General features: G+C 71.6%; 15 protein-coding genes. 10 read left to right on the forward strand and 5 right to left on the reverse strand.

All coding sequences use genetic code 11. The features are described 5' to 3' along the window. Positions 1 to 66: 66 nt before the first annotated feature. From ACZ3IJ_RS31080 to ACZ3IJ_RS31105, 6 genes are all read left to right on the forward strand, one after another. The gene (locus ACZ3IJ_RS31080; RefSeq protein WP_391799763.1) at positions 67 to 1,488 is read left to right on the forward strand and encodes an RsmB/NOP family class I SAM-dependent RNA methyltransferase; all 1,422 of its coding nucleotides are present in this window, start codon (positions 67 to 69) and stop codon (positions 1,486 to 1,488) included. A gap of 155 nt (positions 1,489 to 1,643) precedes the next feature. Next, the gene (rpe, locus tag ACZ3IJ_RS31085; protein ID WP_467473589.1) at positions 1,644 to 2,327 is read left to right on the forward strand and encodes a ribulose-phosphate 3-epimerase; all 684 of its coding nucleotides are present in this window, start codon (positions 1,644 to 1,646) and stop codon (positions 2,325 to 2,327) included. A 175-nt stretch (positions 2,328 to 2,502) separates the two neighbouring features. Beyond that, a complete protein-coding gene (locus tag ACZ3IJ_RS31090) occupies positions 2,503 to 3,519 on the forward strand; it encodes a sugar-binding transcriptional regulator (protein ID WP_352186625.1) in 1,017 nt (338 codons plus the stop codon). Positions 3,520 to 3,572: 53 nt separating this feature from the next. Then, a complete protein-coding gene (locus tag ACZ3IJ_RS31095) occupies positions 3,573 to 3,974 on the forward strand; it encodes a guanyl-specific ribonuclease (RefSeq protein WP_467473591.1) in 402 nt (133 codons plus the stop codon). Then, on the forward strand, positions 3,961 to 4,281 hold the full coding sequence (locus ACZ3IJ_RS31100; RefSeq protein WP_467473593.1) for a barstar family protein: 321 nt from the start codon (positions 3,961 to 3,963) through the stop codon (positions 4,279 to 4,281). Before ACZ3IJ_RS31095 ends, ACZ3IJ_RS31100 begins: the two co-directional genes overlap by 14 nt. Positions 4,282 to 4,386: 105 nt before the next feature. Next, on the forward strand, positions 4,387 to 5,829 hold the full coding sequence (locus ACZ3IJ_RS31105) for a GuaB1 family IMP dehydrogenase-related protein (protein ID WP_467473595.1): 1,443 nt from the start codon (positions 4,387 to 4,389) through the stop codon (positions 5,827 to 5,829). A 116-nt stretch (positions 5,830 to 5,945) separates the two neighbouring features. Here ACZ3IJ_RS31105 and ACZ3IJ_RS31110 read toward each other — a convergent pair whose 3' ends face one another. Beyond that, entirely contained in the window at positions 5,946 to 6,950 is a 1,005-nt protein-coding gene (locus ACZ3IJ_RS31110) for a GDSL-type esterase/lipase family protein (protein WP_467473597.1), read from the reverse strand. Positions 6,951 to 7,305: 355 nt separating this feature from the next. Here ACZ3IJ_RS31110 and ACZ3IJ_RS31115 point away from each other — a divergent pair, with 355 nt between their 5' ends. Together ACZ3IJ_RS31115 and ACZ3IJ_RS31120 are read left to right on the forward strand one after the other, a co-directional pair. Then, positions 7,306 to 8,787: an amino acid permease gene (locus ACZ3IJ_RS31115; RefSeq protein WP_467473599.1), complete on the forward strand. Its 1,482-nt coding sequence runs from the start codon at positions 7,306 to 7,308 to the stop codon at positions 8,785 to 8,787. A 10-nt stretch (positions 8,788 to 8,797) separates the two neighbouring features. Beyond that, a complete protein-coding gene (locus tag ACZ3IJ_RS31120) occupies positions 8,798 to 9,253 on the forward strand; it encodes an Lrp/AsnC family transcriptional regulator (RefSeq protein ID WP_015032260.1) in 456 nt (151 codons plus the stop codon). A gap of 237 nt (positions 9,254 to 9,490) precedes the next feature. Here the strand turns inward: ACZ3IJ_RS31120 and ACZ3IJ_RS31125 are convergent, their stop codons facing one another. Beyond that, positions 9,491 to 10,033 carry a Repetin gene (locus tag ACZ3IJ_RS31125; RefSeq protein WP_467473601.1) on the reverse strand — a complete coding sequence of 181 codons (543 nt, stop codon included), beginning with the start codon at positions 10,031 to 10,033 and terminating at the stop codon, positions 9,491 to 9,493. 276 nt (positions 10,034 to 10,309) lie between these two features. On the opposite strand from ACZ3IJ_RS31125, the gene ACZ3IJ_RS31130 reads away from it, so the two are divergent. Both ACZ3IJ_RS31130 and ACZ3IJ_RS31135 read left to right on the forward strand, forming a co-directional pair. Next, positions 10,310 to 11,116 (forward strand): carbon-nitrogen hydrolase family protein, encoded by an 807-nt coding sequence (locus ACZ3IJ_RS31130; protein WP_467473603.1) that lies wholly within the window; start codon positions 10,310 to 10,312, stop codon positions 11,114 to 11,116. 55 nt (positions 11,117 to 11,171) lie between these two features. Next, positions 11,172 to 12,869 (forward strand): flavin monoamine oxidase family protein, encoded by a 1,698-nt coding sequence (locus ACZ3IJ_RS31135; RefSeq protein WP_467473605.1) that lies wholly within the window; start codon positions 11,172 to 11,174, stop codon positions 12,867 to 12,869. A 6-nt stretch (positions 12,870 to 12,875) separates the two neighbouring features. Here the strand turns inward: ACZ3IJ_RS31135 and ACZ3IJ_RS31140 are convergent, their stop codons facing one another. From ACZ3IJ_RS31140 to ACZ3IJ_RS31150, 3 genes are all read right to left on the reverse strand, one after another. Continuing rightward, positions 12,876 to 13,574: a DUF5995 family protein gene (locus ACZ3IJ_RS31140; protein ID WP_467473607.1), complete on the reverse strand. Its 699-nt coding sequence runs from the start codon at positions 13,572 to 13,574 to the stop codon at positions 12,876 to 12,878. A gap of 74 nt (positions 13,575 to 13,648) precedes the next feature. After that, positions 13,649 to 15,049, reverse strand: a complete 1,401-nt coding sequence (locus ACZ3IJ_RS31145; RefSeq protein WP_467473609.1) for a uracil-xanthine permease family protein — start codon at positions 15,047 to 15,049, stop codon at positions 13,649 to 13,651. Positions 15,050 to 15,162: 113 nt separating this feature from the next. Next, entirely contained in the window at positions 15,163 to 16,386 is a 1,224-nt protein-coding gene (locus ACZ3IJ_RS31150) for an MFS transporter (RefSeq protein WP_467473611.1), read from the reverse strand. Between the last annotated feature and the right edge of the window lie 2 nt (positions 16,387 to 16,388).

Consider the following 16,388-nt stretch of genomic DNA (forward strand, 5'->3'; position numbering starts at 1 on the left):
GGCGTGCGGGGGCGGCGGACGTAGGCTGAGAGGGTTCGACCCCGTCATTTCTCACGCGGAGCACCTTTGAGCGAGCAGGCACGTCGCCGTCCCCCCAAGCCGTACCGCCGTCCCCAGAAGGATCCCGTGCGGATCCTGGCCTTCGAGGCGCTCAGGGCGGTCGACGAGCGGGACGCGTACGCGAATCTCGTGCTGCCGCCGCTGCTCAGGAAGGCCCGGGAGAAGGGCGACTTCGACGGACGCGACGCCGCGCTCGCGACCGAGCTGGTCTACGGCACGCTGCGGCGCCAGGGGACGTACGACGCCATCGTGTCCGCCTGCATCGACCGGCCGCTCCGCGAGGTCGACCCGCCGGTGCTCGACGTGCTGTCGCTCGGCGCCCACCAGCTGCTCGGTACGCGCATCCCGACCCACGCCGCCGTCTCCGCCAGCGTGGAGCTCGCACGCGTGGTCCTCGGCGACGGACGGGCCAAGTTCGTGAACGCCGTTCTGCGGAAGATCTCGCAGCACGACCTCGACACCTGGGTGGAGCAGGTCGCGCCGCCCTACGAGGACGACGCGGAGGACCATCTCGCGGTCGTCCACTCGCACCCCCGCTGGGTCGTCTCCGCGCTCTGGGACGCCCTCGGCGGCGGCCGGGCCGGCATCGAGGACCTGCTGGAAGCCGACAACGAGCGCCCCGAGGTCACGCTCGTCGCCCGCCCGGGCCGCGCCACCACCGACGAGCTCACGGGCGAGGACACGCTGCCCGGCCGCTGGTCGCCGTACGCGGTCCGGCTGGCCGAGGGCGGCGAGCCCGGGGCCATCGAGGCCGTGAAGGAGGGGCGCGCGGGCGTCCAGGACGAGGGCAGCCAGCTCGTCGCCGTCGCGCTCGCCAACGCCCCCCTGGAGGGCCGTGACGAGCGCTGGCTCGACGGCTGCGCGGGCCCCGGCGGAAAGGCGGCCCTGCTCGGCGCCCTGGCCGCCGAGCGCGGCGCCGCCCTGCTCGCCTCCGAGAAGCAGCCGCACCGTGCCCGTCTCGTCGAGCGCGCGCTCGCCGGCAACCCCGGCCCGTACCAGGTCATCGCCGCCGACGGCACCCGCCCGCCGTGGCGCCCCGGCTCCTTCGACCGCGTCCTGATGGACGTCCCGTGCTCGGGCCTCGGCGCCCTGCGCCGCCGCCCCGAAGCCCGCTGGCGTCGCCGCCCGGAGGACCTGGACGGCTTCGCCCCGCTCCAGCGCGGTCTGCTGCGCGAGGCGCTGTCGGCGGTCCGCGTCGGGGGAGTCGTCGGGTACGCCACCTGCTCGCCGCACCTGGCCGAGACCCGGGTGGTCGTCGAGGACGTGCTCAAGGGCCGCGGCGGGCCGGCGGTCGAGGCGGAGTGGATCGACGTACGTCCCCTGATGCCCGGCGTGCCCGCGCTCGGTGAGGGGCCGGACGTCCAGCTGTGGCCGCACCTCCACGGCACGGACGCGATGTACCTGGCGCTGCTGCGGCGGACGGCCTGACCGAGGCGGATCCGCCCCCCCGTCCGGCATGTGGACAGGGGGCGAATCCGGAATCAGGTCCGAATCCGGGCCGAATCCGTACCGAACCCGGGTGGATCCGGGTTCGAAACCGCTCAGCGGCAAAGAAGTGCCCAAGAACATGGCAGGCTTGGCTCATGGCGCAGATCAACCCCAGCATCCTGTCCGCAGACTTCGCCCGCCTCGCCGACGAGGCACGGGCCGTCGACGGTGCCGACTGGCTGCATGTCGATGTCATGGACAACCACTTCGTGCCCAACCTGACGCTCGGCGTGCCGATCGTCGAGTCGCTCGCGAGGGCCACGGACACCCCGCTGGACTGCCACCTCATGATCGAGGATCCGGACCGCTGGGCCCCGCAGTACGTCGAGGCCGGCGCCGGGTCCGTCACCTTCCACGTCGAGGCGGCCGCCGCCCCCGTCCGGCTGGCGCGCGAGATCCGCGCCAAGGGGGCGCGGGCCTCGATGGCGCTGAAGCCCGCCACCCCCATCGAGCCGTACGAGGACCTGCTCCCCGAGCTGGACATGTTGCTGATCATGACCGTCGAGCCGGGCTTCGGCGGGCAGGCGTTCCTCGACATCATGCTGCCCAAGATCCGTCGCACCCGCGAACTCATCTCCAAGCACGGACTGGAGCTGTGGCTGCAGGTCGACGGCGGGGTGGCCGAATCCACCATCGAGCGGTGCGCCGAGGCCGGCGCCGACGTCTTCGTGGCCGGATCGGCGGTCTACGGGGCCCACGACCCGGCCGAGGCCGTCCGCTCCCTCCGCGCGAAGGCCGACGCCGCGACCGCCACGGCGGCGTGGGCGTGTGGCCACTGAGCCTCCGGCAGATGAACGCGGTCCGTCGGAGCACCGACAGGACCGATCGGGACCCGCCGGATCTGACAGGATGAACGGCGAGTCCAGAGTGTGAACGACAGCAGGACGACAGCAGCACGACGCGGCACGTGGGCAGCGGTACGTGAACAGAGCTAAGGAGATCGCGGTGGCGGGAATCTCGGCGGGACGGTCAGCCCTGCGGATGGGACCCGCGGAGCTGGTGCAGGCGGCGGCCATGGCGCGCCGTTTCTACCTCGAGGGCAAGTCCAAGATCCAGATCGCCGAGGAGTTCGGCGTGAGCCGCTTCAAGGTGGCCCGGGTCCTGGAGACCGCGCTCGAACGCGACCTCGTACGGATCGAGATCCGCGTCCCGGCCGAGCTGGACGCGGAGCGCTCGGACGCGCTCCGCGCCCGGTACGGGCTCCGCCACGCCGTCGTCGTCGAGTCCCCGGCGGAGGGCGAGGACGAGTCGCCCGACCCGGAGAACCTCGGCGAGGTCGCCGCCGACCTGCTCGGCGAGCTGGTGAACGAGGGCGACGTCCTGGGCCTGGCCTGGGGCCGCTCGACGATCCACATGGCCGCCGCCCTCGACCGGCTGCCCCCGTGCACCGTCGTCCAGCTCACCGGCGTGTACGACGCCGGGACCGCCGAGCGCGGCTCGGTCGAGGCGGTACGGCGTGCGGCCCAGGTCTCCGGCGGCGAGGCGCACCCCATCTACGCGCCGATGCTGCTGCCCGACCCCGCCACGGCGGCCGCCCTCCGCAACCAGACGGGCATCGCACGGGCCTTCGAGTACTTCGACAAGGTCACCGTCGCCTGCGTGTCCATCGGCTCCTGGGAGCCGGGCATCTCGACCGTGCACGACATGCTCACGGACGAGGAACGCGCCCACTACGCCTCCCTCGGTGTAGCCGCCGAGATGTCCGCCCACCTCTTCGACACCGAGGGGCGCCGGGTGGGCCGTGACCTGGGCGAGCGGTGCATCACGGTCGAGGCGGACCGGCTGCGCCGGATCCCCGAGGTCGTGGCGATCGCGGGCGGCCAGCGCAAGGCGGCGGCGATCGGCGCGGTGCTCCGCTCCGGGCTGGTCACCAGCCTGGTGACCGACCGCGCCGCGGCCGACTACCTCCTCACCGAGTCCGCCCCCGGCTCGCGCCCCGCTCTGGAACGGAAGGACCCGGACGGCGTCTGACGCCGTCCGCGCGGGACCCGTGCCGGCGGTCCCGGCGCCGGTATCGTCGGCGCATGCTGCCCCGGACCCTCCGCGCGCTGCTCGCACTCGTGCTGTGCGTCGCGGCACTCGTCGGCTGTTCCACCGCCGTCGGCGACGGCGCTCCCGCCCCCACCGGATCCTCCGGGCTCGTGACCGTCCAGGCCGGCGACCTGCCGGCCGAGGCGCGGGCGGCCCTGGAGCTCATCGAGAGGGGAGGGCCCTTCCCCTACGACAGGGACGGCGCGACCTTCTCCAACTTCGAGCGGATCCTGCCGCTCCACGAGCGCGGCTACTACCGCGAGTACACCGTCCGGACCCCCGGCGAACGCGACCGCGGCCCGCGGCGCCTCGTCACCGGGAGGGGCGGCGAGGTCTACTACACGGACGACCACTACGAGACCTTCCGTGAGGTGGTGACCGATGAGGCTCGATGACGCGCGCGTCCTCGACCTGAACGGGATCGTCGACAAGGCCGGGTTCATGGACCGCTGCTCCACCGCCCTCGGGCTCCCCGCCTGGTTCGGCCGGAACTGGGACGCCCTGGCCGACTCCCTGACGGACCTGCCCGAGCCGGTGGCCCTCGTCGTCACCGGCTGGAAGTCCTACGCCGAGGCGAGGCCGAGCGACTGGGAGACCGCCCAGGACGTCTTCGCCACGGCCGTCGACGCCAGCCCCACCGGCCTCACCGTCCTCCTCGCCCTTGGAGGAAACGACAAGACCGGTGCCGCAAGCCTCGGATGAAACGCCCGGTCCTGGTATTCGTACAGGCGTGGGACAATGAACTACGTGCTTTTTCCCCTGGCTGAAATGCCTAGGGGCCGATCCGAACGACTGGGATGTCAGCACGTGCGTTTCCTCAATGACGTCAAGCCGCCCTACGACCTGACGTACGACGATGTCTTCATGGTGCCGAGCCGCTCGGCCGTGGGTTCCCGCCAGGCGGTGGACCTCTCCTCGCCGGACGGGACCGGGACGACGATCCCGCTGGTCGTCGCCAACATGACCGCGATCGCCGGCCGCCGCATGGCCGAGACCGTCGCCCGCCGCGGTGGCCTCGTCGTCATCCCCCAGGACATTCCGATCGAGGTCGTCACCGACGTCATCGCGTGGGTGAAGAGCCGCCACCACGTCCTGGACACCCCCATCGTCCTGGCGCCCCACCAGACCGTCGCCGACGCGCTCTCGCTGCTGCCCAAGCGATCGCACGACGCCGCCGTCGTCGTCGACGAGGAGCGCCGTCCAGTCGGTGTCGTCACCGACGCGGACCTGTCCGGCGTCGACCGCTTCACCCAGCTCTCCGAGGTCATGTCGAAGGACCTGCTGCTCCTCGACGCCGACATCGAGCCGCGCGACGCGTTCAACACGCTCGACCACGCCAACCGGCGCTACGCCCCGGCCGTGGACAAGGACGGCCGGCTGGCCGGCATCCTGACCCGCAAGGGCGCGCTCCGCGCGACCCTGTACACCCCGGCCGTCGACGCGAACGGCAAGCTGCGCATCGCCGCCGCCGTCGGCATCAACGGCGACTTCGTGGGCAAGGCCAAGCAGCTGCTCGACGCGGGCGTCGACACGCTCGTCATCGACACGGCGCACGGCCACCAGGAGTCGATGGTCGCCGCGATCAAGGCCGTGCGCGCCCTCGACCCGCAGGTCCCGATCGTCGCCGGCAACATCGTCGCCGCCGAGGGTGTCCGCGACCTCATCGAGGCCGGCGCGGACATCATCAAGGTCGGCGTGGGCCCCGGCGCCATGTGCACCACGCGCATGATGACCGGCGTCGGCCGCCCGCAGTTCTCCGCCGTCCTGGAGTGCGCCGCCGAGGCGAAGAAGTACGGCAAGCACGTCTGGGCCGACGGTGGCGTCCGGCACCCGCGCGATGTCGCCATGGCGCTCGCCGCAGGTGCGTCCAACGTCATGATCGGCTCGTGGTTCGCCGGGACGTACGAGTCCCCGGGCGACCTGCAGCACACCGCCGACGGGCGTCCGTACAAGGAGTCCTTCGGCATGGCCTCGGCCCGCGCCGTGCAGAACCGCACGAGTGAGGAGTCGGCCTACGACCGTGCCCGCAAGGGCCTCTTCGAGGAGGGCATCTCGACCTCCCGGATGTTCCTCGACCCGTCCCGCCCGGGCGTCGAGGACCTGATCGACTCGATCATCGCGGGCGTCCGCTCGTCCTGCACCTACGCGGGCGCGGCCTCGCTGGCCGAGTTCGAGGAGAAGGCCGTGGTCGGCATCCAGAGCGCCGCCGGTTACGCCGAGGGCAAGCCGCTGCACGCCAGCTGGAGCTAGTCCGCCGTGCGAAGGCCCCCGCGAGTCGCCTCGCGGGGGCCTTCGTCGTACCCGGGACCCATGGATCCGTGGACACGTGGACCCATGGGCGGGCGCCCGCCCGCCTTCCGTGGGGGTCACACCGTCGTGCGCAGCCCCCGCACGTGGGGGCGCAGCGCGTCCGCGACCGCCGCCGCCATGCGGGCGTGCCCGCGGTCGTTGGGGTGCAGGCCGTCCGCGAGGTCCTCGGGGTTGAGCAGGGGGCGGCCCGAGAGCACGAGCAGCCGCCTGTCGCCCTCCGCCGCCAGGTCCCGCCCCGCCTGCTCCATGGCCGTGCGCAGGTCCTCCAGGGTGGCTCCCAGGGCGTTGGGGACGGTCTCGGCCTCCGGGCGCAGCACGGGGGAGAGGATCAGCAGCGGGGCGTCCGGGTGGCCCCGGCGCACCAGGCCCACGTAGGCCCGTACCGTCTCGTACAGCCAGCCGGCCGAACTGGGCGCCTTGGACCAGCAGTTCGTACCGAAGGCCAGCGTGACGAGTTCTCCGGGGAGGCTCGCGAGCTGCTCGGCGAGCGGGAGTTCCCCGCGCGCCCCGCCCGCGAAGCCGAGGTTGACCGTGTCCAGGCCGAGCGTCCGCCCCGCCGTCGCGGGCCAGGAGTGGGCGGGTCGCGTCGACCACCAGCCCTCGGTGATCGAGTCGCCGTGCACGAGCCAGCGCGGCCGCCGCGGGGCGGGGGAGAGGGAACCGTCGCAGGCCCGCAGGCCGAGCACGACCGGCGCCTGGCTCTCCGGCAGATGGATCGCGAACGTCCCCCCGTCGGGAGGGAGTTCGAGCGTGATGGTGGCCTCCTCGGCGGGTGCCGTGAAGCTCTCGCCCACACACCGGCCGTCGCGCCACAGTGCGAAGCAGTGCCGCAGGGCCCGCAGGGCGTCCCCCGTGGCCGGAACGGAGGCGCGATAGCGCAGCTCCACCGCCCGGGTGCCGGGCGCGGCAGCGAACTCGACCCGTACGCCGATGGGCAGCGCGGCCCGCTCGGCCGTGTCCCAGGGCAGCCGGGCGAGGTCGGCGGGGTCGGCGCGGACGGCACGGCCGCCGTCCAGCCAGGCCGTGCCGCGCAGATAGGGAGTGGGATCCAGCCAACCCACCGAAGCCTCCGATCGAGGTGACGCAGCGGGCTCGCAGAGTCGGTCATCGAGCACAAGGAGTCAATGCGCACGGGGTGTGTGCTTCACACCCCGCTTATCGCCCCAATGTGCCGATTCATGCGAGGGGGCGCAATGTTTCCTCGCCTGGGCTCCAAGCGCGCAATGATCATCTGCGGGTGCGCAACAACCCTGCATTACGAGCGCGAAGGCCGGGGGCTTAGGCTCATGCCTCGTACCAGGAGTGGCGGCGACCGCCTGCTCGGCGGTTCCCCCATCCCTCGCGGGCCTGTTCGGCATGCCCGCGTACCGCCGTGGTCGTCGCATTTCGTCAGGCAGCGATCAAGGAGCCTCCGCAGTGCTGGATCAAGGCACAGCCTCACCGGCCACCGAGCCGACCGTCCCCAAGACCTCCGGGCTCTCCGCCCTGACCCGGCGCAAGCCGGTAGAACGCCTGGTCGCCGAGGGTGGCCAGGGTGAGGGCGGCTCGCTCCGCCGCACGCTCTCGATGTGGCAGCTGACGATGATCAGCATCGGTGCCACGCTCGGCACCGGCATCTTCGTCGTCCTCGGCGACGCCGTGCCCAAGGCCGGCCCCGCGGTCACGATCGCCTTCGTCATCGCCGGTCTCACGGCTCTCTTCTCCGCCCTCTCGTACGCCGAGCTGGCGGGCTCCATACCGGTCGCCGGTTCCTCCTACTCGTATGCGTACGCAACGATGGGTGAACTCGTGGCGTGGGTCTGTGGCTGGTGCCTGGTCCTCGAATACGGCGTCTCCGTCGCCGCCGTGGCGGTCGGCTGGGGCGAGTACCTCAACGAGCTGCTCGACGGCACGATCGGCGTCACGATCCCCGACGTGCTCTCCTCGGCCCCCGGCGAGGGCGGCATCATCAACCTGCCGGGCCTGATCGTCGTCCTGCTGGCGATGGTCTTCCTGCTCGGCGGCGCCCGCGAGTCCGCCCTCGTGAACACGATCATGGTCTTCGTGAAGATCGCCGCGCTCGTGCTCTTCTGCGCCATCGGCTTCATGGGCTTCAAGTCCGGCAACTACGCCGACTTCATGCCGCTCGGCATGGCCGGCGTCAGCGCCGCCGGTGCGAGCCTCTTCTTCTCGTACATCGGCTTCGACGCCGCCTCCACCGCCGGTGAGGAGGCGAAGGACCCGAAGCGCGACCTGCCGCGCGCGATCATGCTCTCGCTGCTCATCGTCACCGTCCTCTACGTCCTCGTCGCCGCCGTCGCCGTCGGCGCGTGGAACTGGAAGGACTTCGAGGGCTCCGAGGCCTCGCTCGCCGCGATCATGCACGACGTCAGCGGCCAGGCCTTCTGGGGCACCCTGCTCGCCGCCGGTGCGGTCATCTCCATCGCCAGCGTCGTCCTGACCGTCCTCTACGGCCAGACCCGTGTCCTCTTCGCGATGTCCCGCGACGGCCTCGTGCCCAAGGTCTTCGGCAAGGTCAGCGGCAAGACCGGCACCCCCCGCGTGAACACCGTCATCGTCTCGGTGTTCTGCGGCGCCCTCGCCTCCGTCATCCCGCTGGGCAAGCTCGTCGACGCCACCAGCATCGGCACCCTGTTCGCCTTCGCCCTGGTCAACATCGCGGTGATCGTGCTGCGCCGCACGCGCCCGACGATGGACCGCACCTTCCGTGTCCCGCTGGGCTGGACCTTCCCGATCCTCGGTTTCGGCTTCTGCGTGTACAACATGTTCAGCCTGGACTCGATCACCTGGGTGGTCTTCGGTTGCTGGATGGCCGCGGGCCTCGTGTTCTACTTCCTGTACGGCATGCGCCGCTCCCGCCTGGCCACCGACGCAGGGGCCACCGAAGCAGAGAAGTGATCCACCCGTAGTGCGACTCAACGACCTCGACGAACGCATCGTCCACGCCCTCGCGGAGGACGCCCGCCGCTCGTACGCCGACATCGGCTCGCTCGTCGGCCTGTCCGCGCCCGCCGTCAAAAGGCGCGTGGACCGGCTGCGGGCCGAGGGCGCCATCACCGGCTTCACCGTACGGGTGGACCCGGCGGCGCTCGGCTGGGAGACCGAGGGGTTCGTCGAGATCTACTGTCGCCACAACACCTCGCCGGACGACATCCGGCGAGGTCTGGAGCGGTACCCCGAGGTGGTGTCCGCGTCGACCGTCACCGGCGACGCGGACGCCGTCGTGCAGGTCTTCGCCTCCGACATGCGCCACTTCGAGCGGGTACTGGAGCGCATCGCGGGCGAGCCGTTCGTGGAACGCACCAAGTCCGTCCTGGTGCTCTCGCCGCTGCTGCGGCGCTTCTCCTCCGGCTCACCCGCCTAGGGCGTGTTGCGAAAGTCCCGCCTGCCCCGCGACGCCTGGCACGCACGCTCGCTGCGTTGTCGGGATCGTCCGAGTACACCCGGTACGAGGACGACCCTCCGCCTTGCGATCGCACGCACCAGACGCCGCGGGGCCCGCCCTTCGGGCGGACGGCGCTACTTTCGCAACACGCCCTAGGGGGTACGAAGGACAGTACGAAGGGCGGTGCGGGCCGTGGTTCCCGCACCGCCCTTCGGGCTACTCGGTCGGGTACGGGACCTCCCACGGCGTCACGTGGAAGTCGCCCGTCCCGGCCTTCGTCCTCTCGAAGGGCGCCGAGCTCAGGCAGGACGGCACCTCCAGGTCGGAGTCGCGGCCGACCCAGCTGTAGCCGAGGCGGTCGCGCGTCCCCTGATCGTGCACGGAGATGCCGACCCGCTCGCCCTTCCGGTCCGGCAGGTCGGTCTCGACGATGACCCCGGTCACCACCGCGACCTTCCCGCCGGTGAGCAGACAGTCCACCTCTGCCACCGCGTACCCGCCCCAGTCACCCTTGTAGTGGCTGAAGCGGAAGGTGCCGGTCGCCGCCTGCGGGTCCTCGATGTCCTTCGCCGCCAGATGCGCGTCGAAGCTGAACGTGATGTCGTCCCCGGCCGGTCGGTACAGCTTGGCCGTGCCGGTCAGCGCGGCCGCCTCGCGCGGTGCCTTCGCGCGCTCCCCTGCGGCGGTGGCGGAGCCCGCCGCGGCCGCGGTGATCAACAGCGCGGCGGACAGGGCGGCGAGCTTCGTAAGGAGGTTCATCGCGTGGTCCTTTCGGCAGGTCAACCGGACGGTCACCACTCTTCCGCCCGCGCCTCCGCAGGGCGTCGCGCCGGAGAACGGTCCTCGTCTCCGCCGCGCGGCGGGGGAGACGTACGACATAGGCAGGAGCCCCGCGCAACGAATCGCCGCCCCGGTCGGAGATCGCGCAACGCTTCGACGGTCGGTCCGCAACGCTCCCGCCTTGTCCCGGCAGGGCGCGAAACCGTACCGTTTTTGACGTCTTCCCCCTCAACTCCGCCACCACGAGGATCGCCCATGCCCGCGCTGCGCACCGCCCTGCTCCAGAGCTCCGGACAGCTCGGTGACGTCGCCGGCAATCTGAAGATCCTCGACGAGGCCGCGGGCCGCGCCGCCGCCGCGGGCGCCGGGCTGCTGCTCGCCCCCGAGCTGTTCCTGACCGGCTACGCGATCGGCGCCGACATCGCCCGCCTGGCCGAGCCGGCCGACGGCCCCTCCGCCCGCGCCGTCGCCGCCGTCGCGGCCCGCCACGGCCTGGCCGTCGGCTACGGGTACCCCGAGCGCGACACCGAGCAGCACGGGGTGCTGTACAACTCCGCGCAGCTCTTCGGCCCCGACGGCGCCGCCCTCGCGCACTACCGCAAGACCCACCTCTTCGGCGAGTTCGAGCTCACCTGGTTCACCCCCGGAGACCGGCCCGTCGTGCAGGCGGAGGTCGACGGCGTGAAGGTCGGCCTGATGATCTGCTACGACGTCGAGTTCCCGGAGAACGTACGGGCCCAGGCGCTCGCCGGCACGGAGCTCCTCCTCGTGCCGACCGCGCTGATGCACCCCGCCGAGATCGTCCCGGACTCGGTCGTCCCGGTGCGCGCCTTCGAGAACCAGCTCTACATCGCGTACGCCAACCGGACCGGCCCCGAGGGCGACTTCGAGTTCGTCGGCCGGTCCGCGCTCGCCGGCCCCGACGGCACCGCCCGGGCCCGCGCCGGCCAGGGCGAGGACCTCGTGTTCGGCGACGTCGACACCGACGTCCTCGCGGCCTCCCGCAAGGACAACCCCTACCTCCGCGACCGTCGCCCCGGCCTCTACGGCTCCCTCGTCTGAGCCGTCACCCCCTTCGAACCTCTCCCGTTCTTCCCGTGCAAGGAGTCCGTACCCCATGACGTCCACGGTGCCCACGACCGCCGTCCCGCACAGCGACGGCCAGCCGCCGATCACCATGTTCGGTCCGGACTTCCCGTACGCCTACGACGACTTCCTGGCCCACCCGGCCGGGCTGGGCCAGATACCCGCGACCGAGCACGGCACCGAGGTCGCCGTCATCGGCGGCGGACTGTCGGGCGTCATCGCCGCCTACGAGCTGATGAAGATGGGCCTCAAGCCCGTCGTCTACGAGGCCGACCAGATCGGTGGCCGGCTGCGCACCGTCGGCTTCGAGGGGACGGGCACCGAGGGGCTGACGGCGGAGATGGGCGCCATGCGCTTCCCGCCCTCCTCCACCGCGTTCCAGCACTACATCGACCTGGTGGGCCTGGAGACGCAGCCGTTCCCGAACCCGCTGGCCGCGTCCACCCCGTCGACCGTCGTCGACCTGAAGGGCGAGTCGCACTACGCGCAGACCGTCGACGACCTCCCGCAGGTCTACCGCGACGTGATGAACGCGTGGAACGCCTGCCTGGACGAGGGCGCCGACTTCTCCGACATGAACCAGGCCATGCGCGAGCGCGACGTCCCGCGCATCCGCGAGATCTGGTCGAAGCTCGTCGAGAAGCTCGACAACCAGACCTTCTACGGCTTCCTGTGCGAGTCGGAGTCCTTCAAGTCCTTCCGTCACCGGGAGATCTTCGGGCAGGTCGGCTTCGGCACCGGCGGCTGGGACACCGACTTCCCCAACTCCATCCTGGAGATCCTCCGCGTCGTCTACACCGAGGCCGACGACCACCACCGCGGCATCGTGGGCGGCTCGCAGCAGCTGCCGCTGCGCCTGTGGGAGCGTGAGCCGGAGAAGATCGTCCACTGGGCCCAGGGCACCTCCCTGCAGTCCCTGCACGAGGGCGCGCCGAAGCCGGCCGTGACCCGGCTGAACCGTACCGCCGGCAACCGGATCACCGTCACGGACGCCTCCGGCGACATCCGTACGTACAAGGCGGCGATCTTCACCGCCCAGTCCTGGATGCTGCTCTCCAAGATCGCCTGTGACGACTCGCTCTTCCCGATCGACCACTGGACCGCGATCGAGCGCACCCACTACATGGAGAGCTCCAAGCTCTTCGTGCCGGTGGACCGGCCCTTCTGGCTGGACAAGGACGAGGAGACCGGCCGCGACGTCATGTCGATGACGCTGACCGACCGGATGACCCGCGGCACCTACCTCCTGGACGACGGCCCGGACAAGCCGGCCACGATCTGCCTCTCGTACACGTGGTGCGACGACAGCCTGAAGTGGCTGCCGCTCTCCGCGAACGAGCGGATGGAGGTGATGCTGAAGTCGCTCGGCGAGATCTACCCGAAGGTCGACATCCGGAAGCACATCATCGGCAACCCGGTGACGGTCTCCTGGGAGAACGAGCCCTACTTCATGGGCGCCTTCAAGGCGAACCTGCCGGGCCACTACCGCTACCAGCGCCGCCTGTTCACGCACTTCATGCAGGACCGGCTGCCCGAGGACAAGCGGGGCATCTTCCTCGCCGGCGACGACATCTCCTGGACGGCCGGCTGGGCCGAGGGCGCCGTGCAGACCGCGCTCAACGCGGTGTGGGGCGTGATGCACCACTTCGGCGGCTCGACCGACGCCACCAACCCGGGACCGGGCGACGTGTACGACGAGATCGCCCCGGTCGAGCTCCCGGAGGACTGACCGTCCTCAGCCGCGCGGGGTGAGGGGGGTGAGCAGCATCCGCCCCACCAGACCCACCGACCGGTCGAGACGTTCCCTGAACTCCTCGGCCAGGTCGGGCAGTTCGCCCAGCTCCCAGAGGGAGCGGGCGGCGAGCCAGGCCCCGTCGCGGGCCCGGTCGAGGCTCCAGCAGCCCAGCAGATGCGTCAGCGGGTCCGTGACCTCCAGGAGGTCCGGGCCCGGCATCAGTTCCTCGCGGATCCGCTCCTCCAGGAGCACGAGGATGTCCCCGACGCGGTCGAACTCGTCCTCGACGTCGCGCGGGGCGCAGTCGAGGGTCCGGCAGGTGTCGACCACGGCGAGCGCCAGGTCGTGGCCGATGTGCGCGTTGATCCCGGCCAGCGCGAACTGCAGCGGCCGGACGCCGGGGTGGCGCCGGTAGTGGAAGAGCGGCCGCCAGCAGGCCGGGGCGGGGCAGCCGGTCGCGACGGTGTCGACGACCGAGAGATAGCGCTCCGCGAAACGGACGTCGAGGGTCGCGGCGGCCCGCCGGTCGGCGAAGGTGCCGGAGTCGATGGCCCGGCCGATCTCCTCCGTGACGGTCAGATAGACCCGGTTGAAGACGGCGACGCCGTCGGCCGGATGCCAGGCCGAGCGGATTCTCCGCATCCGCTCCACCACCGGGTCGACCGCGGTGAACTGCCCGATCTGCGTGGTCTGCGCCATGGGGGCAGCGTCCCAGCAGCCGGGCCCGGGAGGGAACTCCCTCGGCCCGGCTTCCCCAGAACGGGCGAATATGCCTACGACTTGGCGGCCGGGCCGCCCTCCTCCGTGCTCTCGTACGAGCTGGTGCCCGCGTCGAGCAGGGGCTCCTGCGGCTTCAGGTGCGCCGGCGCGAACGCCCGCAGCACGTGGTAGCCGGTGATCACGACGATCGTGCCGAGCGCGATACCGCCGAGCTCGAAGGTGTCGGTGAAGGTCAGCTTCACGCCGCCGACGCCGATGATGATGCCCGCCGCCGCCGGCACCAGGTTGAGCGGGTTACGGAGGTCGACCTCGGCGTTGATCCAGATCTGGGCGCCGAGCAGGCCGATCATGCCGTACAGGATCACCGTGATGCCGCCGAGCACACCGCCGGGGATCGCCGCGACGATCGCGCCGAACTTGGGGCAGAGGCCGAAGAGCAGTGCGAAACCGGCCGCGGCCCAGTAGGCGGCGGTCGAGTAGACGCGGGTGGCCGCCATGACGCCGATGTTCTCGGAGTACGTGGTGTTGGGCGGGCCGCCCACGGCGGTCGACAGCATCGAGGCGGCGCCGTCCGCCGCGATCGCGGTGCCGAGCTTGGAGTCGAGGTTGTCACCGGTCATCTCGCCGACGGCCTTCACGTGCCCGGCGTTCTCCGCGATCAGGGCGATGACCACGGGCAGCGCCACCAGGACGGCCGACCACTCGAAGCTGGGGCCGTGGAAGGTCGGGAGGCCGATCCAGTCGGCCTGGGAGACGCCCGAGAGGTCGAGCCGCCAGTGGTCGGTGACCTGGCCGCCCGGGGACATGGAGTGGATCTTGCCGAAGAGCAGGTCGAAGACCCAGGAGATCGCGTAGCCGAAGATCAGGCCGAGGAAGATCGCGATGCGCGACCAGAACCCGCGCAGACAGACCACGGCGAGACCGGTGAACAGCATGACGAGGAGCGCGGTCCACTGGTCCTGCGGCCAGTACGTGGCGGCCGTGACGGGGGCGAGGTTGAAGCCGATCAGCATCACGACGGCGCCGGTGACGATCGGGGGCATCGTCGCGTGGATGATCCGCGCCCCGAACCTCCGTACGGCGAGACCTGCCAGGAACAGCACGCCGCCGACGACGAACACCGCGCCCGTGACGGTCGCGCTGCTGCCGCCGGAGGCGCGGATGGCCGCGGCGACGCCGACGAAGGAGAGCGAGCAGCCCAGATAGCTGGGGACCGTCCCCCGCGTCGCGAGGAGGAAGATCACGGTCGCGACGCCGGACATCATGATCGCGAGGTTGGGGTCGAGACCCATGAGGACGGGGGCCACGAACGACGCGCCGAACATCGCCACCACATGCTGGGCGCCGAGGCCGGCCGTACGGGGCCAGGAGAGCCGCTCGTCCGGCCGGACGACGGCTCCTGGAGCGGGTGTTCGTCCGTCGCCGTGCAGGGTCCAGCGCACGCCGAGGTTCATGTGGTCGCTCCAGTTCTCCGATGACGACGGCCGGTTCGCCGCGCGAAACCTCAGCCGAAAAAGATCAGCCACATGGTAGTCCGCCGCAGGTCACCGGGGTCGCGTCGCGGGGGCTACGAGACCTGGCCCGAGTTCGCCCTGGCGCCGGGGGACGTGGGCGCGGCGGCGGGCGTGGTGCGTTCGCTCTGGCGGAGCACGCCGGCGCCCAGCACCAGCCCGAAGGCCAGCAGTGTGACGAGGCCGAAGGAGAACATCAGGGAGGTCGCGTCGGCGATGCCGCCGATCGCCGAGGGGGCGATGAGCCCCGAGGTGTACGTGATGGTGGCGACGCCCGCGATGGCCTGGCTGGGGTTCGGGCCGCTGCGCCCGGCCGCCGCGAAGGCCAGCGGGACGACCACCGCGACCCCGAGGCCGATGAGTCCGAAACCGGCCATCGCCACGACGGGGTGCGGGGCGAGGACCACGAGCAGGCCGCCGGCGGTCGCGGCGACGCCCCCGACCCGTACCGTCCGGACGGCGCCGAACCGGTCCACCACGCGGTCGCCGACCAGCCGCGCGATCGCCATCGTCAGCGCGAAGGCGGTGGTGGAGGCGGCCGCGACTCCGGCCGAGGAGCCGAGCTCGTCCTTCAGGTAGACCGCCGACCAGTCCAGGCTCGCGCCCTCGGCGAACACTCCGCAGAAGCCGATGGCGCCGATGATCAGCGCGGACTTCGGCGGCAGCGAGAAGCGCGGCGGCGCCTCGTCGTCGGGTGCGCTCTGCAGATCGAGCACGCCCTGACAGAAGAAGAGCCCCAGCGCGGTCAGGGCGAGCGCCGCGACGAGGTGGTGGAGGCGCGCGTCGACGCCGGCGTGGGCGGCGACGGTGCCGGCCGCGGAGCCGAGGAGCGCGCCCACGCTCCACATGCCGTGCAGGCTGGACATGATCGACTTGCCCATGCGGTTCTCGACCTCGACGCCGAGGGCGTTCATCGCCACGTCGGACATGCCGGCAGTGGCCCCGTAGACGAAGAGCGCCGCGCCGAGCCCGTAGATGTTCGGGGCGAGGGAGGGAAGGATCAGCGCCAGCGTCCACAGGGCGAGCAGTCCGCGCAGCGCGGTGCGGGCGCCGAAGCGATGGCTGATCGCGCCGGCCAGCGGCATCGACAACGAGGCGCCGATGGCCGGGAAGGCGAGGGCGAGTCCGAGCTGGCCCGCGCTGACGTCCGCGTGGTCCTGGATCCACGGGATGCGGGTCGCGAAGCTGCCCGTGACCGCGCCGTGGACGCAGAAGACGGCGGCGACGGCGAACCGGGCCCGCCGCAGTCGCTCGGTGCCGAAGACGCTCTCGCCCGCCATGT

This window comes from Streptomyces sp. NPDC013317, assembly GCF_055563155.1.